We start from the raw sequence: 23,071 nt of genomic DNA on the forward strand, positions 1-23,071 counted from the left end.
TTATTTAATAAATTTTTCTAAGTTAAGTTTTTCTACAAGGTACTCAGTGTTTTCTTGTAGAAGAGTCTTCTTGATTGCATCTTTCACATGCATTCTTAAGTCATAATCCCTAGGGGTTGTTGTTACACGACTCTTCTTAGTAAACTTCTTGTCTTTGTGACTGTAGACAAGTGTTTTAATTTCACCATTGAAATTTGTACGAATAGTACCGTTTGAGTAGTCGCCCTTGATTTTAAATTTTGAAGTCTTAATATCGTTCTTCTTGCTAAAGAAGCTAAAGATTCTCTTGAAAAAGCTATCATGCTTCTTATCAAGAGATACGATTTCACCAAAGTGAAAGATAGTTTTTGTCTTCTTTGGAATTAGGCTAGAAAGATTGTATTCATAAATAGTATCAACAGTAAGAACATGAGGCATCTCTTTCTTTGCTTCAAATTCTTGCTCCGTAATATTTAAGTACTTCGATTTAAAAGATTCAACCTTTAAGTCAGTAGGGTAGTTAACTCGATAGTACTTACGAAGTCGTACATATCCTTTAACACCATTCTTCTTAGGCTTTGGAATAGGCTGAGAGATCTTCCAGTCCGTATCAATTAGTTCCGAAGTCAAAGTGATCGCTCCACCAAGATATTGATAGACATCATTAGAAATTGGAATTTGTGTGTCTAGCACACGATGAGAAAAATTCTTATTATATGTTTGGTAAGCTTCATAAAGTGTTCCTTGAGATTCAAGGTTTATAAGCTGGTTTGTTTTTAATTCGTCTTTGTATGAAACAGTATCTTTGTTATAAGGCGTAAACATAATATCGAATTCAAAGTTTGAATCGATGAGTTTGTGAACCTTAATTGTATAGACAAAGGTATTAAGGAATTCCTTTGTTAGCTCAGGAAGAACTTCTGACTTAAGAGTTGTTCCATCTTGATTGCCCTTTTCAATAAGTCTTTTGAAGCCGGCCGTAAGACCCTTTTCAATTGCTTCTTTTCCATTCTTTGTGAAATACTTTGCGCCTTTGTCAGACCAGAAGTCGACAGACATCTTGTAATCAACGTTTCCGTTAAAATCCTCGTAGATAACAAAGTCTTCAAATGGAAAGAGCTGTTGATACTCTTTGTATTCTCCTGGAACCTTTTGGGAGGCCGGCGCCCTTCGTTCTTGGATCTTTTCTTTCGAATAGACGTTATCAAATTTTGATGTTGAAAAGAATTGATATGCGACAAATGTATTAACACTAAGTACGCACGCTAAAGCGATAAAACTTTGTTTCTTACCTTCACTCATAATATGTCTCTCTAATTAGTAATTATCCTTCTTCTCTTGTCGGTTTTTAAATGCAAAAACTTTACTTCTTATTCGTAATGCCTTGAAAACACGATGCGGTGGTAAAGTCAGACTCTATCGCTTGTAAAAAACACTGGTCATTTTTTATAAAATGTCTCTCGACATATTACCTTTATTTAAGTTTAGAAAAATTCGGATGGACGTTATCGTTATTTACAACCAAAAAAACATGGAGGAAAAAAAATGAAAAAGGTAATTCTAAGTCTAATTCTTGCAACAGGTCTTTCGTTTAATGCATCTGCAGCAGTTGGTATGTTAACTGGTAACTGCTACATCGCTTACACTGGACTTCTTGCAATGAAAGTAGGTGTTGGTTACTCAGTAAAAGCAATCTTCTCTGGTGATCAGAAGGATTGGGTAAAGGCCGCTAAAATTGGTCTTGCTGGATTAATTCTTTTAGATGATGAAGGTCTAGCAGAGTTTGGTCCTGTTTATGGATCTATCAAGGGTGTGAATGCTGATCAAATTGCAATCTACAACTCGGAAGTTGAAGAAGCGAATTTAATTCTTGAAGAAGTTGTTGCACAAATGGATCGTGACACTTCTGTAGCAGAGACTAAAGAAATTTGGGCGCGCTACGAATCTTCTCTTTCTCCTGAAACTCTAGATGTAATGCGTGCGATTGTTTCAGAATAAATAAAATACCTTCTACAAAAAAAGAAGGCCCTCTTATGAGGGCCTTTTATTATGGCTATAAATTTTCTTCGTAAACGAGTTTCTTTATATCTTTAACATTGTCGACGTAAAGCTTTCCGTAGAGGTGATCGATCTCGTGTTGAAAAACAGTTGCTAAGAAGTCCCTAGCTTCAAAAACAACTTCTTGTGCTTTCTCATTTAAATAGCTCACGCGAATATGATTTGGTCTTTCTACATAACCTCTAAGGCCTGGAACAGAAAGACAGCCTTCCCAGTATCCATCTTCTTTATCTGTTAAGAATTCTATCTTAGGATTGAAGATAATCATTTTTCCACTCGGACTAGCATCTTCGTAGCGAGAGTCCTCTGGTACATCGATAATTGTAACTTTCTTAGAAACTCCAATTTGAGGAGCTGCGATTCCGATGCCACCAACTGCAATCATAGAATCATTCATATCTTCTAAAAGCTGCTTTGTTTCCTCACTTAGAATTTCTTCTTTTGTAAAGTCTTGTGCTATTTCTCTTAATACGGGATCACCCATTGTTCTGATTCTTTGAACTGTCATAATTTTATTCCTTTAAATTTACTTTCACCCTCGATTCTATCATAATTTTAATATGAAAATCTTATTTGTTTGTCTTGGAAATATATGTCGTTCACCTGCCGCTGATGGGGTACTGCTTCATCGAATTAAGGAACTCGATTTACTTGAACATATTCAGGTGGATTCTGCTGGAACGAGTGCATATCATGCGGGAGAAGGGGCAGATCGACGTATGCAAGAGCATGCTTATAAAAGGGGCTACACACTTCCTAGTATTTCGAGAGGTTTTACGAAAGATGATCTTGAAGAATTTGACCTAATCGTTGCAATGGATAAGTCAAATTATCAAAATATTCTTAAGCTAGACATTGAGGGAAAGTATAAGAATAAGGTTAAGTTATTTTATAGCTTCTGTAGTGGCCCATATACTTCTTATGAAGAAGTTCCTGATCCTTATTTTGGCGGAGCTAGGGGCTTTGAAGAAGTAATGGACTTAGTGGAAAATGGAGTAGAAGGAATTCTAAATCAATATGGCAATAAAGAAAGATAATTATATAACACCACGTGGGTACGCTAAGCTTGAAGAAGAGTTGAATTTTTTAATGAAGACGGAAAGACCTGAGGTGACAGCAACTGTTAAGTGGGCCGCTTCTCTTGGCGATCGATCAGAAAATGCTGACTACCAATATGGAAAGAAAAGGCTTCGTGAAATCGATCGACGTATCCGCTTTTTAAATACTCGTATAAACGCGGCCTTAATTGTGGACCCACTTTCTGTCTCATCTGAAAAAATCCAATTTGGTGCAACCGTCGTCTTGGAAGATGAGGATGGCAACGAGAAGAGGTACTCCATTGTAGGAGTTGATGAAGTTGATACGACAAAGGGACTTGTTAGTTGGAAGTCTCCGATTGCAAGGGCCATGATTGGCAAGGAAGAAGGGGATGAAGTTATTGTTCAGGCCCCAGGTGATGATTTTGAATACACAATTGTAGAAATTAATTATATTGATATTGAGGTATAAGATGATAATTGAATGTCCCGTTTCTCTCGGTGAGTTAGTTGATAAAATGACAATTTTAAAAATTAAAACGGAAAGAATTGAGGATGCTGAGCGTGTCCGTCTTGCCCAAGCAGAATATGATGAGCTTGCAAATACTTTGGCCAAACTAAATTTAGAAGGTATGGATAAGTTTATCAGAGAGCTTAAAGAGATTAATGAAAAGCTTTGGGTAATTGAAGACGATATTCGTTTGAAAGAGAAGGCCTGTGACTTTGGTGATGAATTTATCTCTCTGGCACGTAGTGTCTATAAAACAAATGATTTGAGATTTAAGGTTAAAAATTCAATCAATATGAGTTACAATTCTGGCATAAAAGAAGTCAAATCATATAAATAGATAACAAAAGAGTATTTAATGTCGAAAATTCCAACGAATTTGAAGTACCAACTTTATGAAAAGTCAGTTCAAAATCACGAAGCTGATATTGAATTTATCAACAAAGAGTATAAGAAGATTTTTGGACGCTCTCCAAGAACTCTTAGAGAAGACTTTGGTGGAACGGCCGCAATGGCATGTGACTGGGTTAAAGAAGGTGGTGAGCGTGAAGCTTGGGGGATTGATCTTGATGAAGAACCACAAGCGTATGGAATTGAAAATCACTACTCTCGTCTAACGGATGAAGAGAAAACACGTATGCATTATATCAATGGAAACGTGCTTGATGATTACGACTTTAAAGCAGATGTTACTGTTGCCTTTAATTTCTCTTACTTCATTTTCAAAGAAAGAAATGTTCTTCTTAATTACTTTAAGCAGGTGAAGAAGAATATGGGGCCAGAGAGTGTTTTTATGGTTGATATCTTTGGTGGTGAAGAGTGTCGTCAAGAGCTAGAGGAAGAAACTGAGCACGACGATCATACATACTTCTGGGATTGTGATAGCTACAATCCTCTAACAGAAGAAGTACAATACTATATTCACTTTAAAACACATAATGATGGAAAACTTTATCGTAAGGCCTTCTCATATGACTGGAGACATTGGTCAATTGGTGAGATCAAGGACATCATGAAAGATGCTGGTTTTGAGAATATTATCACTTACTGGGAAGGTGAGGATGATGATGGTTCTGGTGACGGTATCTTCTATCGCTCAACTGTTGAAGAGAATTGTGAGTCTTGGGTGACTTATATCATGGCCTATTAATCTATTTTCAATAGGTTAGTGAGTGTAAATTCGATATAACTTCTCAAAAACTAAACAAATTCACATTTTTAGTGCTACAAGCTACTGTTTTTAAAAATCTAAATAGGACAGTAGCTTGTGAAAAAACTAGTTTCATACTTTGTAGGAAATAGCTTTCTAGTAAACTTATTAAGTATCATGATGGTGCTCTTTGGGATTATCTCCCTGGCCCATATGAAAAGAGACTTGATATCTAACTGGTCATCAAAAAGAATTCAAATCACTGCCACACTAACTGGTGCAGGTGCTTCTCAAGTTGAAAGATTTCTAACTTATCCGATTGAACGTGCCATCAAAGGTAGTGCTGGTATTGACAAGATTTGGTCAAACTCACAACAGGGATATATGCGCATCAATGTTGATGTAAAAGATGAGTTTGAAGAAATTGATGATCTTGAAACACGTATTAAAGATGCTATTGAAACGATTCGTGGAGATCTTCCTTCTGAAACTAAAGACATTGTTGTTCGCCATATTAAGCAAACAGATTCTTGGTTTAACTACTACGCAATTTTAAACTTTGATCAAAATAGCGATCTCCACCAGAATTGGCTTTTAAAAATAGAAGAAGAGCTTGAAAGGGTTAATGGTGTTTCAAGGGTTGATACTTACGGCTACACTAAAGATCTCTATATTAAGCTAAATGTCGATAATATGGCCCGCTACAGAATTGCTCCTTCTGATATTTACAATAAGATTAAAGAAACATTTAGAATTTACCCTCTAGGAAGTATTCGCAAAGGAAGTGATTCTTACTCAATTGAAATTGAAAATCTAAACTATGATATCGAGTCCCTTAATAATCTTTTAATTCGTTCTAATAACTCAAGCCACACGCTTCGCCTTAAAGACTTAGCAACACTTGAGTACCGTTTACCAAAGATTAACAGAACTAATTACACAAATGGTAAACCAGGTATAAGCTTTAATATCTTTAAAGATGTTGAAGCAGACTCGATCACATTAAAAGAAATGCTAGAAGAAAAGCTAGCTAAAATTAATAAAGAAGCTCCAGAAGAAATAAATATCATTAGTGTTGAGGATGGCCCTGCATTTATTGAGAGGCAAATCAATGCTCTTCAGTCTAATGCTTTAATGGGGATCATTCTTGTTCTTATCACTCTTTGTTTATTTCTAGGTTTTAGAACTGCAATTATGACATCAATTGGGATGCCACTTGCTTACTTCTTTACCTTTACTGTTCTTGAGACAATGGGGATCTCCATTGACCTTATCTCAGTTGTTGGGATGCTTCTTGTTATTGGGATTCTCGTTGATGATGCCATTATTATTTCTGAACAATATATGCAAAACCTTGAAAAGGGAGCAAGTTCCAAAGATGCCGCTGTTGGTGCGGTTCTTTCTACTTGGAAGCCTATTTGTGGAACAGTTGCAACAACACTAATTGCCTTTGCACCAATCCTTGTTGGAAAGGATTCGATGTCAAATATCTTAATGGCTATTCCTGTTGTTGTATTCTCTGCGCTTCTTTTAAGTTTATTTGAAAGTTTCTTTATTCTTCCAAATCACTTAAAGCACTTTGTAACAAAGGCCAATGCACATCATGAATCAAATTACTTTCAACGATTCAAACGTGGGTACTTAAGACTTCTCGATGGGGCCCTCAGATGGCGCTATATCGTTTTAACAGGATTTGTTGCAGCGATGATCGGTTCAATCATCTTTGCTAGTAAGAATATTAATTTCAATTTCAACTTAAGTATTTCATCTGAAACAGTGGAGTTCATTGGTGCCCTAAAAGAGTCTGAAAGCCTTGATGATTCATATAAGCAACTTGCTTCTGTTGAAGAGGTGATGAATAAGATTGATAAGAATAAGTATAATAACTATCAATTTACGATTGGCCAAAATTATACAAATGGTAAGAAACAAGAAGGGCCACAATACTTTAGTTATCGAGTGTCCTTTTCTCAACTTGATAATAATGTCGAGGCCAATAAGAAGGATGTTCAAGACTATCTTAAGAATCAGCTAAAAGAGCTAGAGAAAACAGGTAAGTTTGAAAGGCTGGAAGTAAAGATTGCAAAAGGTGGGAATGATGAAAGTCGTGAAAACCTTGTTGAAGTAACAATTCAGTCACTGTCACCATTCAATGTTGAAGAGGTAACAGAGTATACTAAGAAGGCCATTGAAGATTTAAAGATTGAAGGTATCAAGTCGGTGGATCTTGATGATTCTCTTTTTAAAGATGCTTGGGTATTTACTCCTAAGAAAAATGAGATTCAGTCTCGTGGACTTTCTCTTGGCCAGGTTTCGAGTCAACTTGTTCAATTTATTAATAAGAATGAAGTTTATGAGTACACAAGTGGAAATCGCAAAATCCGTTTCTTAACTTATGCTGCTGATGGGGATGATCTAACTTTTGAAGAGCTTGGAAACCTTCCTGTTGTTCTTGCAAATGGTGAAGTCATTAAGTCTTCAGAGATTGGTACTTGGAAGAAGCAGAAGAAGCAATCAGTAATTAGACACTCAAACTTAATGAGAAAGGTTGTTGTTGATCTACCATTTGATAAAGATATTATTAAAAAAGAAGTACTAATTAAGAAAGTTGATCTTTTAACAAAAGAGCTTTCTAAAAAATATCCAGATCTAATGTTTAATGCACAAGATGCTGATGAACAGTCGAGAAAGAATAAGAATTCGATGGTTAAGAAGTTTGCATTTGCGCTTCTTGGTATCTTCTTCATTCTTGCAATTGTTCTTAGAAGTATTATGCAGCCACTGCTTATTTGTTCTGCAATTCCATTTGGAGTTATTGGTGTTATCTGGGCCTTCTACTTTCAGGGACTAGATATTAGCTTAATGGCCATTATCGGAATTATTGGGATGGCCGGTGTTGTTGTTAATGATAGCTTACTTCTTGTTGTAACGATTAACGAGAAAAGAAGTGATTGGTTCAGCTTTCACCGCCCTGAGATCCTAGAAGGAGCAGGAAGCCGTCTTAGAGCAATTATTCTAACAAGTATCACAACTCTTGGTGGTGTTTTCCCAATGGCCTACGCAATTGGTGGAGATGCTGGATTCACTAAGGGGCTGGCCATGAGTATGGGGTGGGGACTGCTTTTTGCCACAGTTCTAACTCTTATTGTTCTTCCTTGTATGCTACTTATCCAAAGAGATTTTATGGTTTTCTTTAAGCGTAAAATTTTAAGAAAGGGGAGAGTTGAGGAAGTTGTTGAAGAAATAGATGAAGTTGTTATCGTAACTAATAAATTAGAAGAAGAAAGCGTTATTCACTAGAATAACTCTTTCTCTGCTTCTTTTGCTTTTTGTTCTTCAATTTTCTTGATCATTGCTTCTCTCTTGAGAATACGATCGATGCGGTAGAGGATAGTCTTTTCAAGGATTCCATCTGAGCGAACTAGGCGCCATCCTTGGAGAAAGTCTTTTTCAATCATCTGGCGACGATAGATTGAAACCTTAGAGACTTCTTGTTTTCCGCGATATCCTTTAATGACATTTATAACTAATTTAAATTGAGCTGCCTTAACCATTTCTTTAGAACCGAAGGCATCAGAGAAGTTAATTTGACTCGTATTATTGATCCAGCGTGTTTTTACGACTCCAGCTTCTTGGTTTTTCACTGAAATATCGTATTGTTGCATAATTTCTAGAACTGCTTGCCACGTTTGGTTAAAGTTAGACTTGTAAGTCTTTGAAGGAATTTCTGATTCTTCAACTAATTGTTCAAATTGTTCATATGAACTACAACCAAATAGCAGGGAAAAAAGCACTATTATTTTTAACATTTTCATATAATTATAATAACATAGTCATAGACTCGATCGAGATAGAAAAATTGACACCAAAGGAGATGGTAGTGGAGCATTTTGGTCAGATGAAGGAAGTTTTAAAACTTGAAGCTGATTCAATTCTAAGAGTTATTGATCTCTTGGATGAGAAGATGTGTAACAAACTGACAGATGTCTTCGAATATCTCCATGCTCACAACGGACAAATGGTCTTATGTGGTGTAGGAAAGTCTGGCCTTATTGGTGAGAAGCTTTCTTCAACATTTAGTTCCTTAGGTCTGCGCTCTATCTTTCTTCATCCTACAGAGGCCCTTCATGGTGACCTTGGGAGAGTCAGTGAAAATGATGCCATTATTTTCTTATCGAAGTCAGGAACGACAAGTGAGATCCTAAAACTCATTCCGTTCCTAAGAATTAGAAAAGAAAATCGTATTGCCCTTGTTGGTGATTTAACAAAGCAAATTGCTCTCGAGTGTGGGATCTCTTTTGACTGTTCTGTTGAACGTGAGGCCTGTATTAATGATCTGGCCCCAACGACTTCTTCAACGGTCGCACTTGCTATGGGAGATGCCATTGCTGTTGCTTATGAGAAATTTGTAGGCCTTTCACGTGAGGGCTTTGCCATTAACCACCCAGGTGGAAAGCTAGGGAAGTCACTTACAATGAAAGTAAAAGATCTCATGTGGATCGCTAAAGAGTGTCCAATTCTTGAATCATCTAATCTTCTAAAAGATGCAGTTCTTGAAATGACGAATAAGCCTCTAGGTGCTCTTGCTGTTATTGATAATGGTAGCTTTAGCGGAATTCTTGTGGAAGGTGATATCAGACGCTCTATTGCTAAGAATGCCAATGCACTTGAGACAGCGCTAAGTGAGATTATGACGACTGAGCCTAAAAAGGTTTCATCAGATGACCTTGCTATTGATGCTCTTACATCAATGGAGCAGAATAAGATTTATGTGCTTCCTGTTATTGATGGAAATGAATTCAAGGGATTCATCCGTATGCACGATCTTTTAAAAGAGGGCTTTTAATCTTAAAGTGAAAAATCCTTTATCTCTTGTTTAAAGTTCTCAGTACGAATGAGCTCTCGTCCATCTTGCTTGATGACTGCAGAGATTCCTGTATTTGTCGCTCTTATGATTGGAAGGTTGAACTCCACAGCGCGCCACTTTGCTAAGAATAGATGCTGCTCTTGTTCTGAGTAAGGCCCATACCATGAATCGTTAGTGACGTTGACGATGAAATCAATCTTTTCTCCACGCTTCTTAACTTCTTTTATGTACTTGCCTACATAGCGAGGGAAGAGAACTTCATAACAGATTAATGAAATAAAATTCTTATTTTTGACTTCAAAATTTGTGTACTTAGTTCCACTGGCAAAGAATGAAATATTTGTTAGGTGAGGGGCAAGGTACTTATTCAGTGGACCAAATGGTAGCCCTTCTCCAAATGGAATAAGAACTTGTTTATGATAAACCTGATCAATAATCCCTTCACCGCGAGATAAGATTGTCGCATTATACGTATTTTCTAAAACACTAGGGTTAGTTGAGGCAAGATCATAGGTTCCAAAGAAGTAGCTGGCTTCACTATTAACGAAAAGGTCCATTAATTCACCCGCGAGTTTTTTATTCTCTCTTGAAAAAACAAATCTCGGGTATGATGTCTCTGGCCAAATAACGAGGTCAATATCATCAACTCCATCAGCTAGACTTAGGTCCTTATAGATATTAATAACCTCTGAAGAAGCAAGCCTAAGTCCTTGTTCAGACTTAAGTTTTAAGTCGTTCCCAATATTTCCTTGAACAATGCGAATCTTAAGATCGTCTCCAACCTTGGCCTTGATCGGGCCTACTCCAAAGTTAACAAGTAAGAGTGCTAGGATAATTCCACCTTGTGCCTTAGGGAGTCTTTGCTTTTGATAGAACATGAAAATAAGGTGTCCTATAAATAAGCTTAAGAAACTATAGAAAGGCACACCCAAGAGTCTTGCTGGCTTTAGAAATGGAGAGATCTTAAGCCATGGGTGGCCAAAAAGGGCCGGGAATTGTTGTGGAGTGAAGTACTCTAGGGCCACAAAGATTAGTGAATAGAGGATTCCTCCAGCTAAAGTATCGATCTTCACATGCTTCTTTAAAAAGAAGAAGATGATGAGAAAGAGATAGAATTGTGGGGCAATAATAACTGAAAAAAGCTGCCACAGAATAAAGTTAAAAGGAAAGAATAAATTTCCAAATTCATTTAAGGTAAAAGTTAGCCAGTAATAGCCTGCAAAATTATACCCCCAACAGAATAAGAAAATATTTAAGAGATTATGCTTAAAACGATTTTCACTTTTTAATCCGTAAAAAAGAACGGCGGCACTTAAAAAGATTGTCGGAAAGATTGTGAACTTTCCAATGAATGGGAAATTTAATGCGTAAATGATACCTGCAAGAATGTGAACAACTGGCAGGAAGAATTTATTTTTCAGCAGGCTAGACATACTTTATTGTCGTATATGATTTAACATTTGCCAATACTAAGCTTATGAAATTACAATATTCTTATGGATAAAGAATTCTTAAACGACATACAAAAACATCAACATCTCTTCATGGAAGATAATATTGCACAGGATGTGCAACTTATAACATGTCCTAAGTGCGAAAGTGAAAATATCATTGAAGATCGCTGCCAAGAATGCGACTTCGATTTATCTTTTAATCCATTAGGAGAACCATTAGGGGAGAAGAGCTTTTATACTTTTCGTGAAAGGTATTGGCTAACACTATCTCCTCTAGAAATGGAAAATCCTGCGATTTTCCAAGGTGATGTGAAGTTTAAGAAATTCATGATCAAAGTCCGTCGCCGCTACAATAATCTTCTTGATTACTTCTACAGTGAGGATTCGAAGAACGATGTACTTAGGCCTTTGTACCTACAAGAGCTTGTTGATATCGTTATTGAAATGATGAACTCAGGTGTAAGTGAACAGGAAATTTGGCAGCCTTATACGCAAAAGGGGATCGAAGAGATCTCTCTCTATGAGCGTATCAAAGAGGCCATTTCTGAAACGCGTGAGCTTAACAAAAGCCAAGTCGAAAGCTTTCTAGATTATAAAATGATGGGATTCTTTAAGGTATCTTATTTATTGTATGGAATGCTTGGGGTGATTTTTGTTATGGGGACGACCCTTGCGCTTACGTCCTATTTAAGGGCCATCTAGGAATTTAATTATTTTCTGATAATTACTTTTGGAGTGTTTGCTACTTCTCTCTTGCTTCCTTTGTAGCTAGCAAGTTTTCCGTTTGTTTTCGTGTTTAGCTTTTCTGCAAGCTCAACTGCTGCTGTTGCATCAACTCGTCCTGAAGACTTAACCTTTCCATTAAAAGTAATCTCTTTCTTAGCTGTGATTGAGATGATCTTCTTAATTTGCTTAGCTGAAAGACCTGGGTATCCAGCTTTTAACATTGCAGCTACACCTGAAACAAATGCTGTTGCTTGTGAAGTTCCTGTTAGTAGTCCGTTTCTTGATGTTGGGATAGCAGAGTTAATCTTATATCCTGGTGCTGAAACGTCTACAGTTTGTGCTCCCCAGTTTGAAGAGTTAAGAATCTTCATTGATTGGTCGTGAGCAGTTACTGTAATGATATTTGATAACTTGTAGCTTGCTGGAAAGTAAGCTGTGTTCTTGTTATCGATATTTTCTTGCTCGTTACCTGCTGCTGCAACAACGATAATACCTTTTCTTTCTGCTTTCTTTAGGATTTCAAGTTCTTCTAAATCTGGCTCTGGTCCACCACCTGAGTAGTTGATGATATCAACACCAAGATCAACTGCATAACGAAGTGCCTTGATTGTTGAGTTTAAGTTATCCTTACCAGAAGCATGACGGTTGTAATACTTAAGTGAAAGAATCTTAACATTTGGAAATACTGATTTAATAATTCCTGAAACGTGAGTTCCGTGGCGGTTCTTATCGTATGGAGTATTTACATTATCTGCACCTTTAGAAAAGTCTAGGCCAAAGTTAGTAATGCTAGCATCACCTTTAGGTACATAAATATTATCTTTAAGGAATGGGTGAGTTGGATCAATACCTGTATCGATAACAGCTACTACAACTTCTTTTTGAGTTGTAAGCTTCTTAAGTGCTCCTGGAAGATTAATTGAACCTTGTGCAAAGTTATTCTTAATTCCCCAGCTTGAAAAACGAGATCTTAATACATCAGTATTAGATGTTTCTTTTTGGTATTCTTTTTTGAAAACACGTTGTCTTAATTGATCAAATGATAATTTCTGACCTTCACCAGCTCCAAAAGCAAAAGAGCTAGCAATTAAAGTAGAAAGTAGTAGAAAAGATTTTAGTTTCAAAAAGTGCTCCTTAGTAACTCAAACTCACTGTTATAGAATGCACAGCATGTGCCAACACTATGACAGGATTCTACCTACTTAAACCGTTCATCTATAGCCTATATGGATAGTTTATAGATAGGTGTCAAAATCTTATACACTATTTTGAAAGTGGTGGTAGAAAATAAGGCCAAAAGGCCACCGTGTTCATTACTCCACTTTATTAAGTTACCGTAATCATTATATCAGACTTTGGCATGGCCCGTGCTTAATTATGAACAGAAGAAGAACTTACCATGGAGGGTAATTCAGTGAAAACAATTTGGACACTATCAATCAGTATCTTTGTCTTTGCATATGTCATGATCGTAGCACCAATTAATAACACAAATTCAAGTACAACGAGTCCTAAGGTAGAGGAGATCCTCAAATCAAATGAACAGGTTAAGAAAGTCTTAAAAAGGGATATATCGAAATATGTTTATATAAAGAAGGAGACCTTTAGCGTAGACGAGGGGATGGCCCTATAATAAAAAAAGCCTGCAACTGCAGGCTTTTTTACTAACATTTGGAATATGAAAAAAGCTAAGATGCTCTTCGCATGTGTTGTTCTTCACGCTCTCTTTCTTCAGCGTGTGTGATACATAGATCGGCCCATGGTTGGTTTTCAAGCCTTTTCTTACCAATTGGCTCGTCACAATCTTCACAGTGTCCGTAAGTACCGTCTTCAATACGGTGAAGCGCCTCTTCGATCTGTCTCAGCTTAGTCATCGCTCTAGCACGCATATTAAATGTAACCTGTTGGTTAATTACTGCGTTTGCTACGTCACCTTCATCAGGTAAATCATCTGTCGACATCTTAAGGTCTTCAGTACTTGTTAGAATACCACCGTTAAGAATCTCAGCTTTAGCGGCCAATAACTTCTTTTTAAAATATTCTAGTCTTTCAGCTTCCATTTAGTCCTCCTCCTTAACGAAGTAAAACAAGCAAAGTTTGTTGGTTAAACTATTACGCGACACTTAATTTTAACCCTGAATTTATTTAGTTCAAAAGTTGTTTTAAAAGTCGGCAATTGTTGCTTTTAATTCATTTTCAATAGTTGCCCTAAAACCTCAGCCTTTGCTTCGCTCTGAAGCTCCTTGGGAACCTATTGTAGGCACTCTTCGTATGTGGCGGGAAAATAATTAAGTTAATTTCTTTTTACCAATAATATCGGTAAGTTCTGCCGGTAATAAAAAAAGGACGCTGAACGCGTCCTTATTTTTTTCGCCTAAATTTATTGGCATTAAACTATGCTTATCGTTGATCCATCTCTTCTTTGATATATGGTCGGTTAAGATCTACTGCCCCAGTTGTTGAATTTACAACGAAGTACTTATCAAATGTTGTCGTTGCCATATCTGAAAGGGCGTAGTTTGTTCCATTTGTAAGAATCCCTGTATCAAGAACTCCAGCAAATGAAGTTGGGTTGATAAAGACGTAGTGATTACTTAGAGAAGTTGCTGAACCAGCATTATTATTGCTGTGAATATCTGTTGGGTTATGGCCGTCTTTATGTCCTACATAGAGAACATTTTCATAACTAACATTAAATGTATTCACTCCTTTATTTGAGAAGAATGCATACGTGTTAACAGGCGCTGGATCAGTGAACATATTGCCAATAAACTCGAGGTTTCTAAAGGCAAATGTTTCAGCCGCTGACGTTGAGTAATCAATTCGATCAACAAAGAGGGAACCAGTAGGGGACGCAAAATTATTATTTTTCACACTTATATTTTCAAATAATATCCCTTCACCGCTATTCTCTGTAGAGTAGGTACCGGCAACTAACCCTGTCGCTGCACAACCAGTACTGCTTGCAATCGTATTATTTTCTAATTGAATATTGTAAAATTGTGCGCGGTCATCACCATAGTTATTATAGCGACTGATTCTTCCCATTAATAAACCAGCATCACCAGAGGCATCGCAATCAAAACTCATAATAGAATTGGCAATTCTTAGGTTTTTAATTCGTCCGTACTCAACATAAGGAAAAATTCCATTATAGCTTTTGTATAGGCCAGTATAGTTATTATTAATATTTGAAATCGTAAACCCGGCACCATCAAGTGAGCCGTTGAATGGAATATTATCATCAGATAGCTGAAGGAATTGTCCTCCCATATCAATATTGGCCGTTAATCTAAAATTGAAATTACTCAAGAATAAATTGTTCTTAATGAATAATAAATCAGATGAGTTTGAAAGAAGAAATGGACTTCCTTCCGAGCCTGTTACTGTCGCGCGGCCATTTGTTGCAAATCTCATGAAGCGGTTAAATGCTACATCTAACTTAGAATCACCATTTGGAGTAAAGAATGGGCTACCAGTAAAAGTCGAAGGTAGAAACTTATTAGCAAGTTCGTTAAAAGTTAGGCTGATCTCACCACCAGGTGTTCCATATCTTAGGGCACTTTGAAGAAGTGCTGTTGAGCTATCAGTGTAGCCTTGGTAAACAACTTGATTTGTCGTGATTCTATCTAGGACGTTTGCTAGAGTTGTCTCATTGATAAATCCAATGAAGTCGATAATATGAGAAGTACTAGTTCCCCATCTCGTGTAGTGGTGACCATTAACCATCACGTAAGTATTTGTGTCCGACATAACTCCAATAAGAGAGCCACTTGAGTTTCCTGTAGCATAACCAAGAGTTGTAAAGAGTAGTCCCGAATAGAAGTTGCTATCAAAGTTTACAGAAGAATAACTGGCCGTTGATGTTAAAGTCCCTAGGGCACCACCAACACCTTCTAATCCTGAAGAGCTGGCCGCTGCTCCTGTAATGGAACTTGTCTCAACATGGTTAAGTCTAAAGTTTGCAGAACTTCCATCTAGGTTAAGTCTTCCAATTAAACCACCTGCACTACCATCAGCGCTAACCCTTGTTCTTGTTGCTGAATTGTGAATACCAAATGAATCACTAGGGTTTGTGAAAGCGGCATGACCGATAAGTCCACCAGCATTCTTTAATGTTGTATCAATACTTCCTGTCGTGATCGAAGATCGAATTTGTAAATACTCTGGATTAAAGATTTTCCCTGCAATCCCTCCGGCACCTTGAATTGTATTGTAAGGAAGGTCACTACTAATTGCTAAGTGAATATTATTCTCTCCCAATTCAAGACGGCCATAGTAGTTGGCAGCAGTTGACTGTTGTTGTCCTAAGACACCACCAATAATCGCTGGAGCTGCAGATGTATAAGTATTCGCAAAAGTATAATTATTACTATAAGTATTAATATTTGTATTATTCTCAGAGAATCCAATAAGTCCACCAACAGATTGTTGTGTATTTGTTGAATCAACTTCAATATTAATATTACCTTTTACATCATAAATTTGAACTTCACGATTATAAGTCGCATCAGCTGAACCACTTGTTAGGGCACCAACTAGTGCGCCTACATAAGCGCTATCAGAAGCAGGAAGGCCCGTACATTTTAGATTAAAATTTTCAAAAGTAATTCTTTCGAATCTAGTGTTTAGACTTTTTGATGTCGTCCCATCGTAGTATGACTGATTAACAAGTGCACCACATGAGTAACCTAGACTTGACCCTGAAGGCGTTGCAGATGGTGTCGAGTTAGTCATTGAGCCTGAAATTGTTAATTCATGAAACTCGGAAGAGTCACCTAAGTACTTGGCAATAACAGGTCCGCCAGTAAGAGAGTTAACATTAATATTTAAGTTCTCAATACCTGCAGACTCATCAGTTACATTACTTCCGATACTATTAAATAACGAATCTGTCGCACCAATAATATGCGGTTGCTTATTAATACTTAGAAGAATGTCTCCTTCAATATATCCTGTGAAATCAGTGCTACTTGTTGCTGGAGCACTACCTGCAAAGTCGATCTTTCTTCCAATGATATATTCATCAGAAGGGTAGGAAGCAATATTGTTAAACTGAGCTGCTGTACAAATAATATTCGTTCCTCTTGAAGCCGCGCTATCTGCCGCAAACGGAGAGCTTGTTGACGCCCCTGCAAAGGCACAAGAGTCAAAACCTACTAGGAGAGTTAGGCCATTCATTGAGTCTTCTGTTGCCAGTAGATGCTCTTCTGAAGGAAGTCCTGCAGTTCTTGGAATCCTTTTAACTTGAGAGGCACCAGAGCAAGTAGCATCATAGTAGGCTACAATTTCAACTGGATTATAAAAACCACTATCACTAGTAACAACGTTGTAATCAGCTGTTAGATCATAAGTAAAAATATCACCAGCATTTGGTGTTAAGCATTTTGATTCAAGAGTTAAGCTAGGATCGACAACTCCTTCAGCATTAATTGAAGGGTAGCGAATCTTAAGTGATTGAGCATTACTTGGAGCTTCATCACAGCTATCTCTTTTTCCTTTTCCAAATACTTGAACAACTCCATGACAAGTTTCAACCTTAAATTGATTTCCAGTCGTACTGTCGTGAACTACTGTATTAGTCAGGGATGCACAGTTGGCCGTCGTCATTACTAAATTCATTGGTGTTTCAGTTGAATCAACTTCAGTATTAATTTGAGAACAATACTTTGTTCCAGTTAAGTTCGTAGGAGTTGTCCCTTGGTGCCAACCAATGGCCTTTACATCGTAATTACCAAAAGGAAGCTCAATTTCAATTTCAGAAGATGAACTTGGATCGAGTCCAATTTGAAACACTTGTTTCGTCGTATTATTTCGTCCAAAGATTAGAACACCACCATCAAAGTTAGAACTTAAATCACCAACTAAAAATTGTGACTTAGAAAAGGTAACTTTTGTGTTTGATGTTTTTACTCCACATGAAGTGAGAAGAAGTGAAACAAGAAATAATCCAAAAATATGACGGTGCATACGGTCCCCAAATTCAATTTAATCCACAAAACTTATCGGTTAAGCCAATCTTAACCTTTAAAGAATAAGGGACAAAAATCTACGGGATTTCAAAGCTTTAGATGAGCGATTGGCCAAGGAAATGCCATTTCTTAGTGCCATCTTAGTAATATGTGTAGTTGAAAAGCTGACCATTGGCATTTAAGTCAAAATTTCCTGTACCTGCAGGAGAGCCTGCGATTGTAAGCGTACAAGTCGTATAGGGAGAACATGAAATGTCTCCTGTGATTGATAAGGTGTCTGGAGTTGAAGAGATAGTAAAACTCACCATACTATCAGTGTTATTATTGAATGTAATTGTCGTGTTTCCACCTGTTGTAATATCAACATTTGATCCCGGTGCTGGTATGAAATCCGAATCCGGAATCATAACAATAGGATTTGCCATTACACTGAATCGCTTTTCTGGAGAATAAATTGTCATACTTGAACCATCATCATAATACGATCCAATCATTTTAAACTCAAATGTCTCACCAAGATCAAAGCTCGTTGTATTTCCATCAAGAACAACATCACCTGTGGTCATATCATATGAGATAGGGCCAGAGCCAATTGGATATCCACAGGCAACAAAAGTCGAATCATCTGTTCCTGCGACCTTGTATTCACAAGTATAATTCATGGAATTGCCTTGATAGGTATCATTCCCAACATCATATGGGCCACCCACCTGTACTGTAGTCGAAGAGTTTCTTTCAAATGAATAATTCGAATTTGTAATCGAAATTTCAAATGGAGTCGGAGGCATTAAGTAAGTAAAGTATGTCCCATCATAGAAGTGACGATCATTTCCAGCAGTATCTTTTTCACCAATACTATTCATCGTTGCAAGCTTGCCATTAAGTCCCATCGAGCAATCTGTTGTTCCACCATCTTTATCTTCATAACCCTCAATTCTAAGAGGTAAGTGAAAGCCTCCTGTTAGTCTTACTGGAAGAACCAGTCCAACGGAAGCATCAAGAACCATTTTTGCGTAGTCGCCACCATCTAAAAGATTACCATTAGCACTGCTATAGCAAGTATTCATTGATTCAGTAAATTTTGATTGAGTATAGATTTGGTCACGATTTATAGGTCCCTCATAGTGAGGAATACCAAACTTTAAAGATAAGTCAGTTGCATTAAACCTTACGTATTCACCCATATTACAACTTGTTGTTTCACAGATAGACATATACTTGGCCGTTTGAAGTCCATCAATAAATTCAGCACAAGGGTGGCCTGTATCCACAACATTTGCCGGTGCCGTTTGATCGACTTTTGTCAGATTAAAATTAAATGTTGTTTGTTCTGGAATTACAGCATTCTTTACGACAGAGCAATAGAGATCACCTTCCATCATCTCGCCGGCCGTTGAACCATGCCAGCCTAAAACCATAATTTTCCAATTACCATTATCAAACTCGTGATCAAGAGTTGCCTGTGAAAGGGGAACAACATAGAGAAGGGGAGGTTTATCTGAAGGGCCACCAACTGCTAACATAACAGCACCATTATCAAAGAGACCTGCTACTTGAGAGAATGCTCCTTGAAGCTTAACTTCGACATTTGAGGTTTTTCCCCCACATGAAGTTAGGATGATAGCGAATGAAATTAGTAGCATATTGATAATTTTCATAATTCCCTCAGACAGTTAACTAAATAAATTATCGTCTATCGCTATAATAAACTTTAATTTAGTGTAGACTAAATTTCTTGTGATTACAGTCGTTTAGGGAGATGCTTATTAAGAGATATGCCAATAATTAGCGTAAGAACTTTGATTTTATATGCGATAGAATGCTTAGAAGGATAAGGGCCGAAAAGCCTCCCACAAGCCCTAGAAATAGGTTTTGAAGTACTTCATAGGTATAGAGGTCCAAGTGAAAGCTATGAGCGAAGATACCGCCGGCCACAAGAAACATGGCAATTGTCCCGACAATTCCAAGTCCTCTCATAATCCAAGGCATTGAGCTGACACAGGCATAGCCAAGTTTCTTATATTCTTTTCTGATTAGATAGAGTCCAAGATCATCAATTTTAACTAAGATAGCAACGAGACCGTAAATTAGAATCGAGGCCAGAAGCCCTACAATAACAAGAGTCATAAGCTGATTAACAAATGGGCCACTAATACTATTTTGTGCAATAACGATAATTTCAATTGAAAGAATTAAGTCCGTGCGAATTGCACCTGAAACTTTCTTTTCTTCACTTATCTCTGCCAGATTCTTCTTACTATCCTGCTTGGTAACTTTTTCTAAAACCTTGTGGGCACCTTCATATGCCAAGTAAATTCCACCAATTAGTAGAACAACTTGAAGCGCTGGAGGGTAGAAGTAAGTAAGAGCAACAACTCCTAAGATGCTGTAGAGTTTATTTAAGAGGGAGCCTACAAAGATCTTCCAGACCATAGGGAGTTCTTGATCGGCATTTACTCCGTGAATGACTCCGGCATTAACTGCGAGATCGTCACTCATTAGTGCACTGGTTTTCTTGATAGCAACTTTTGACATGATGGCCACGTCATCAAATGTTGTTGCGATATCATCGAGAAGAGACAGGAGACTAAACATATTTAACAAAAGACTTCGGGCTTAGAACTAGCTCGCCCGAGCGCTCCTTCTCATGGATGTATTTTCTTAATTCGTCTTGTGCCTTATTGATTGCTGAAGCAGGCTTGGGTTGATCATACTTCATGAGAAACTCTTCTCGTACACCAGCAGTAACTTCAGATAGAAGATCGTTGATTAACTCTTTAGACGACATCCTTAAGGCACAGGCCATAAGATCAAGGCTAAAGTTTAAGAAGAATTCACGCTTCATATCGATCGTCATATATCGAAGGCGATCGATATCTTCTACTGACTCAGAAATATTGATGGCAAGTTGAGGATTCTTATCGTGAATCTTTGCAAGTTGCTTTTGATAATCATCAGGGTTTAAACCATTAAATAGGTTTGTATCAAGCCCTTTTAATTTATTTTGTCTCTTCTTAACTAGAGAGCCGATTGAATCATATGTAATTGAATTTAGCGTTTGTGTGAATTCAACACCAATGCGAAGAAGGTGAGTTTGTAGGCCTTCTCCTGAAACGCGGTAGCGGTTAACTGAAGCGATCTTCGCTTCATGTTGTTGTGGTAGCTCTTGATCCGTTATAGAAGTGATATAAACTGTTTTACCGATCTCGTACTTAGCTTTTCTTTTGGCATCAATAACAAAAGCAAGCCCTCTTAGTGATATGTCGAGAATGATATCGTGTTGAGTTTCATCTTCACCTTCAACTTTATAAGAGATATTTTTGAAGTCTGGATATTTGTAAGTAAACCTCTCCACACTTCGTCGATCACGCATGCGAACTTCACTAGGTGTCTTAAATGAAAGTCCACCATTTTCTAACTTGAAAATATCTTTTTTAAATATCATATCCCCAGCAGGGTAGTGAAAGAATACAGGAGAAAGGGGTGCGATTCGAGTGTAGTAAGGTGCACTTTCTTTTGTTAATTTAATCGAACATTTTTCAATTGTAACGGAGTTGAAAGTTGCAGTGTACTCTTCGCGCATGTCTTCGTTGTTTTGCCAAAATTTCAAAACAGCGCCTTCCTCATAGAGCTCATTAAGCCTTTTGAGAATATATTCTTGATCGAATGATGACCATAGTTTCATAAATTAATACTTCTTTAGTTCTTATTGTTTCTTATTAAGATCTCGCCAGCTACGCCCCTTGCGGTTTGCTCTGTTCTTTTGCCAAAAATCAACGGCCTGACTGTGTTCTTTATATGTTTTAGAAAAAACGTGAGTCCCATCATTTTTTGAAACAAAGTAAAGGTAATCGTGTTTCTTAGGGCTAAGTGCAGCTTTGAGTGCCGCAAGTCCTGGGTTGGCAATTGGCCCAACTGGAAGACCTGAGATCTTGTAAGTATTGTATGGAGTTTTCTGTCTAAGGTGTTTCTTTCTAATATTACCTTTGTATGACTCCCAAATTCCATAGATCGTTGTTGGATCAGATTGAAGACGCATTCTCTTTTTTAGACGATTGTGAAAAACACCCGAGATCGTTGGCCTTTCAAATTTTGCACCCGTTTCTTTTTCAACCATTGAGGCAAGAGTGACAAGCTGGTGCTTTGTTAGTCTTACTTTTGAAAAGTCTAAGTCTTTTGTTTTGTCTTTAAAGTTGTCATACATGCGGTGGATAATCGCACGGGCCTTCATCTTTTCATGGAATTGGTAAGTATCAGGGTAAAGATATCCTTCTACTCGGTCTGCTGGAATTCCTAAAGAGTGAACAAATTTCTTGTCCTTTGCTTCTTTAATGAAATCTTTTTCATCAACAATTTTCTCATCGGCCAAGGCCTTTGCAATTTGAAAGAGGTTATAACCTTCTGGGATTGTTACTCTTACGGCCAAACTCTTTCCACTGATAAGTAGAGCAAGTAGCTCATCCATTGTTATTCCTTTAGGAATGACATAGCGGCCGGCCTTAAAGCTTGTTAGCTTTCCTTCAAATTTTACATAGCGATGGAAGAGGCGCGGAGAGTAGATGATCTTGTCTTGTGCTAAACGGTAGTTAATCGTTCCAAAAGTGTCTCCACTATTGATTTGGAATTCAGTTTCAGGGCCACCGTATTGCCAATGATAAATGTTGTAATAAGTGTGTGCCACTAAGAGGCAGATCGATAATGCAGGTGCAAGCACCAAAAAAATAAATAAGTTTTTCTTTGTCATAATAACAATAGGATATCTTATTTTTAGATTTTGTGAAATTAACTTCTTATGAAATCTTCTAGGATGATCACCGCGCTAAGCTCATCAATTTTTGTTGGATCAAATTGAAAATTGTACTCCGGAGAGTTTAGCATTCGCTCCTTGGCCGACTTTGTCGTTAAGGTTTCATCTTGTTGGTAGAATTTTACACTAGGAAATTTCTCAACTAATGCGTTGAAGATGGCCTTGTGCTCTTTAGTCTTCTCACTTTCGTTACCATCGACGTAGTATGGGATACCCATGACGATAACTTCCACAACTTGGTCCTCAATAACTTGTTCGAGCTCACTGTAAAAGTGTGCGATTCCTTTATTGATAATTCGACCGGCACCAATTGGAAACGGCTCACGCCCAGGGCAGTAGAAGCCAAGGCCTATGACCTTCTCACCAAAGTCGATGGAGAGGATATTAAGACCGCGAAACTCTTCAAATTTAGGATAGCTAGAAAACTCATTCATATTAGGTAGTTATGCCCATTTTGGCGCCGCAAGTCAATCTCTAAAGTCAGCTTGACTAGGAAAGGGGGAGGGTTTATGA

Annotated in this window: 21 protein-coding genes; 9 read left to right on the top strand and 12 right to left on the bottom strand. The window is 37.5% G+C overall.

The window, feature by feature from the left end:
• Positions 1-1,281, bottom strand: coding sequence for a hypothetical protein (locus ABMA78_RS08165; protein ID WP_392858825.1), 1,281 nt, complete (start codon positions 1,279-1,281; stop codon positions 1-3).
• A gap of 243 nt (positions 1,282-1,524) precedes the next feature.
• Between ABMA78_RS08165 and ABMA78_RS08170 the strand changes: the two genes are divergently transcribed.
• Positions 1,525-1,977 carry a hypothetical protein gene (locus ABMA78_RS08170; protein WP_392858827.1) on the top strand — a complete coding sequence of 151 codons (453 nt, stop codon included), beginning with the start codon at positions 1,525-1,527 and terminating at the stop codon, positions 1,975-1,977.
• A 55-nt stretch (positions 1,978-2,032) separates the two neighbouring features.
• Here ABMA78_RS08170 and def read toward each other — a convergent pair whose 3' ends face one another.
• Positions 2,033-2,545 carry a peptide deformylase gene (gene def / locus ABMA78_RS08175; protein WP_392858829.1) on the bottom strand — a complete coding sequence of 171 codons (513 nt, stop codon included), beginning with the start codon at positions 2,543-2,545 and terminating at the stop codon, positions 2,033-2,035.
• A 52-nt stretch (positions 2,546-2,597) separates the two neighbouring features.
• Between def and ABMA78_RS08180 the strand changes: the two genes are divergently transcribed.
• The 5 genes from ABMA78_RS08180 to ABMA78_RS08200 all read left to right on the top strand — a co-directional run bounded on the left by ABMA78_RS08180 (position 2,598) and on the right by ABMA78_RS08200 (position 8,032).
• Positions 2,598-3,074 (top strand): low molecular weight protein-tyrosine-phosphatase, encoded by a 477-nt coding sequence (locus tag ABMA78_RS08180; RefSeq protein WP_392858830.1) that lies wholly within the window; start codon positions 2,598-2,600, stop codon positions 3,072-3,074.
• Positions 3,055-3,546: a transcription elongation factor GreB gene (gene greB / locus ABMA78_RS08185; RefSeq protein ID WP_392858832.1), complete on the top strand. Its 492-nt coding sequence runs from the start codon at positions 3,055-3,057 to the stop codon at positions 3,544-3,546. Before ABMA78_RS08180 ends, greB begins: the two co-directional genes overlap by 20 nt.
• A 1-nt stretch (position 3,547) precedes the next feature.
• A complete protein-coding gene (locus ABMA78_RS08190; RefSeq protein WP_392858834.1) occupies positions 3,548-3,922 on the top strand; it encodes a DUF6165 family protein in 375 nt (124 codons plus the stop codon).
• A gap of 18 nt (positions 3,923-3,940) precedes the next feature.
• The gene (locus tag ABMA78_RS08195) at positions 3,941-4,732 is read left to right on the top strand and encodes a class I SAM-dependent methyltransferase (RefSeq protein WP_392858835.1); all 792 of its coding nucleotides are present in this window, start codon (positions 3,941-3,943) and stop codon (positions 4,730-4,732) included.
• 117 nt (positions 4,733-4,849) lie between these two features.
• Entirely contained in the window at positions 4,850-8,032 is a 3,183-nt protein-coding gene (locus tag ABMA78_RS08200; RefSeq protein ID WP_392858837.1) for an efflux RND transporter permease subunit, read from the top strand.
• Here the strand turns inward: ABMA78_RS08200 and ABMA78_RS08205 are convergent.
• Positions 8,029-8,541, bottom strand: a complete 513-nt coding sequence (locus ABMA78_RS08205; protein WP_392858838.1) for a hypothetical protein — start codon at positions 8,539-8,541, stop codon at positions 8,029-8,031. The two genes, ABMA78_RS08200 and ABMA78_RS08205, sit on opposite strands and share 4 nt — an antisense overlap.
• Before the next feature lie 71 nt (positions 8,542-8,612).
• On the opposite strand from ABMA78_RS08205, the gene ABMA78_RS08210 reads away from it, so the two are divergent.
• Positions 8,613-9,578 carry an SIS domain-containing protein gene (locus ABMA78_RS08210; protein WP_392858839.1) on the top strand — a complete coding sequence of 322 codons (966 nt, stop codon included), beginning with the start codon at positions 8,613-8,615 and terminating at the stop codon, positions 9,576-9,578.
• Positions 9,579-9,580: 2 nt separating this feature from the next.
• Here ABMA78_RS08210 and lnt read toward each other — a convergent pair whose 3' ends face one another.
• A complete protein-coding gene (gene lnt / locus ABMA78_RS08215) occupies positions 9,581-11,032 on the bottom strand; it encodes an apolipoprotein N-acyltransferase (protein ID WP_392858841.1) in 1,452 nt (483 codons plus the stop codon).
• A gap of 63 nt (positions 11,033-11,095) precedes the next feature.
• On the opposite strand from lnt, the gene ABMA78_RS08220 reads away from it, so the two are divergent.
• A complete protein-coding gene (locus ABMA78_RS08220; RefSeq protein ID WP_392858843.1) occupies positions 11,096-11,755 on the top strand; it encodes a hypothetical protein in 660 nt (219 codons plus the stop codon).
• Between the two features lie 8 nt (positions 11,756-11,763).
• Here the strand turns inward: ABMA78_RS08220 and ABMA78_RS08225 are convergent, their stop codons facing one another.
• Entirely contained in the window at positions 11,764-12,903 is a 1,140-nt protein-coding gene (locus tag ABMA78_RS08225; RefSeq protein WP_392858845.1) for a S8 family serine peptidase, read from the bottom strand.
• Positions 12,904-13,193: 290 nt separating this feature from the next.
• Between ABMA78_RS08225 and ABMA78_RS08230 the strand changes: the two genes are divergently transcribed.
• Positions 13,194-13,412: a hypothetical protein gene (locus ABMA78_RS08230; RefSeq protein ID WP_392858847.1), complete on the top strand. Its 219-nt coding sequence runs from the start codon at positions 13,194-13,196 to the stop codon at positions 13,410-13,412.
• Positions 13,413-13,467: 55 nt separating this feature from the next.
• Here the strand turns inward: ABMA78_RS08230 and ABMA78_RS08235 are convergent, their stop codons facing one another.
• The 7 genes from ABMA78_RS08235 to ruvX form a co-directional block, all read right to left on the bottom strand.
• Positions 13,468-13,839, bottom strand: a complete 372-nt coding sequence (locus tag ABMA78_RS08235; protein WP_392858849.1) for a TraR/DksA family transcriptional regulator — start codon at positions 13,837-13,839, stop codon at positions 13,468-13,470.
• A 340-nt stretch (positions 13,840-14,179) separates the two neighbouring features.
• A complete protein-coding gene (locus tag ABMA78_RS08240) occupies positions 14,180-17,749 on the bottom strand; it encodes a hypothetical protein (protein ID WP_392858851.1) in 3,570 nt (1,189 codons plus the stop codon).
• 142 nt (positions 17,750-17,891) lie between these two features.
• Entirely contained in the window at positions 17,892-19,409 is a 1,518-nt protein-coding gene (locus ABMA78_RS08245) for a hypothetical protein (RefSeq protein WP_392858852.1), read from the bottom strand.
• Positions 19,410-19,536: 127 nt separating this feature from the next.
• Positions 19,537-20,346: a DUF808 family protein gene (locus tag ABMA78_RS08250; RefSeq protein WP_392858854.1), complete on the bottom strand. Its 810-nt coding sequence runs from the start codon at positions 20,344-20,346 to the stop codon at positions 19,537-19,539.
• Complete coding sequence (locus ABMA78_RS08255; protein WP_392858857.1) at positions 20,339-21,436, bottom strand: FliG C-terminal domain-containing protein; 1,098 nt, start codon at positions 21,434-21,436, stop codon at positions 20,339-20,341. The genes ABMA78_RS08250 and ABMA78_RS08255 overlap by 8 nt, the downstream gene beginning before the upstream one ends.
• A 21-nt stretch (positions 21,437-21,457) precedes the next feature.
• Positions 21,458-22,495, bottom strand: a complete 1,038-nt coding sequence (gene mltG / locus ABMA78_RS08260; protein ID WP_392858859.1) for an endolytic transglycosylase MltG — start codon at positions 22,493-22,495, stop codon at positions 21,458-21,460.
• A 38-nt stretch (positions 22,496-22,533) separates the two neighbouring features.
• Positions 22,534-22,992 carry a Holliday junction resolvase RuvX gene (gene ruvX, locus ABMA78_RS08265; protein ID WP_392858862.1) on the bottom strand — a complete coding sequence of 153 codons (459 nt, stop codon included), beginning with the start codon at positions 22,990-22,992 and terminating at the stop codon, positions 22,534-22,536.
• Positions 22,993-23,071 lie beyond the last annotated feature (79 nt).

The sequence above is a fragment of the Halobacteriovorax sp. RZ-2 genome, from assembly GCF_043196685.1.
Taxonomy (GTDB): domain Bacteria; phylum Bdellovibrionota; class Bacteriovoracia; order Bacteriovoracales; family Bacteriovoracaceae; genus Halobacteriovorax_A.

What these genes read in the sequence shown, in the direction of transcription:
- ABMA78_RS08170 (WP_392858827.1), top strand. Translation starts at nt 1,525, where the DNA reads ATGAAAAAGGTAATTCTAAGTCTAATTCTTGCAACAGGTCTTTCGTTT.
- ABMA78_RS08240 (WP_392858851.1), bottom strand. Translation starts at nt 17,749, where the DNA reads ATGCACCGTCATATTTTTGGATTATTTCTTGTTTCACTTCTTCTCACT.
- ABMA78_RS08180 (WP_392858830.1), top strand. Translation starts at nt 2,598, where the DNA reads ATGAAAATCTTATTTGTTTGTCTTGGAAATATATGTCGTTCACCTGCC.
- ABMA78_RS08205 (WP_392858838.1), bottom strand. Translation starts at nt 8,541, where the DNA reads ATGTTAAAAATAATAGTGCTTTTTTCCCTGCTATTTGGTTGTAGTTCA.
- ABMA78_RS08220 (WP_392858843.1), top strand. Translation starts at nt 11,096, where the DNA reads ATGGATAAAGAATTCTTAAACGACATACAAAAACATCAACATCTCTTC.
- ABMA78_RS08235 (WP_392858849.1), bottom strand. Translation starts at nt 13,839, where the DNA reads ATGGAAGCTGAAAGACTAGAATATTTTAAAAAGAAGTTATTGGCCGCT.
- lnt (WP_392858841.1), bottom strand. Translation starts at nt 11,032, where the DNA reads ATGTCTAGCCTGCTGAAAAATAAATTCTTCCTGCCAGTTGTTCACATT.
- ABMA78_RS08195 (WP_392858835.1), top strand. Translation starts at nt 3,941, where the DNA reads ATGTCGAAAATTCCAACGAATTTGAAGTACCAACTTTATGAAAAGTCA.
- ABMA78_RS08165 (WP_392858825.1), bottom strand. Translation starts at nt 1,281, where the DNA reads ATGAGTGAAGGTAAGAAACAAAGTTTTATCGCTTTAGCGTGCGTACTT.
- ABMA78_RS08190 (WP_392858834.1), top strand. Translation starts at nt 3,548, where the DNA reads ATGATAATTGAATGTCCCGTTTCTCTCGGTGAGTTAGTTGATAAAATG.
- ABMA78_RS08245 (WP_392858852.1), bottom strand. Translation starts at nt 19,409, where the DNA reads ATGAAAATTATCAATATGCTACTAATTTCATTCGCTATCATCCTAACT.
- ABMA78_RS08255 (WP_392858857.1), bottom strand. Translation starts at nt 21,436, where the DNA reads ATGAAACTATGGTCATCATTCGATCAAGAATATATTCTCAAAAGGCTT.
- def (WP_392858829.1), bottom strand. Translation starts at nt 2,545, where the DNA reads ATGACAGTTCAAAGAATCAGAACAATGGGTGATCCCGTATTAAGAGAA.
- ruvX (WP_392858862.1), bottom strand. Translation starts at nt 22,992, where the DNA reads ATGAATGAGTTTTCTAGCTATCCTAAATTTGAAGAGTTTCGCGGTCTT.
- ABMA78_RS08250 (WP_392858854.1), bottom strand. Translation starts at nt 20,346, where the DNA reads ATGTTTAGTCTCCTGTCTCTTCTCGATGATATCGCAACAACATTTGAT.
- greB (WP_392858832.1), top strand. Translation starts at nt 3,055, where the DNA reads ATGGCAATAAAGAAAGATAATTATATAACACCACGTGGGTACGCTAAG.
- mltG (WP_392858859.1), bottom strand. Translation starts at nt 22,495, where the DNA reads ATGACAAAGAAAAACTTATTTATTTTTTTGGTGCTTGCACCTGCATTA.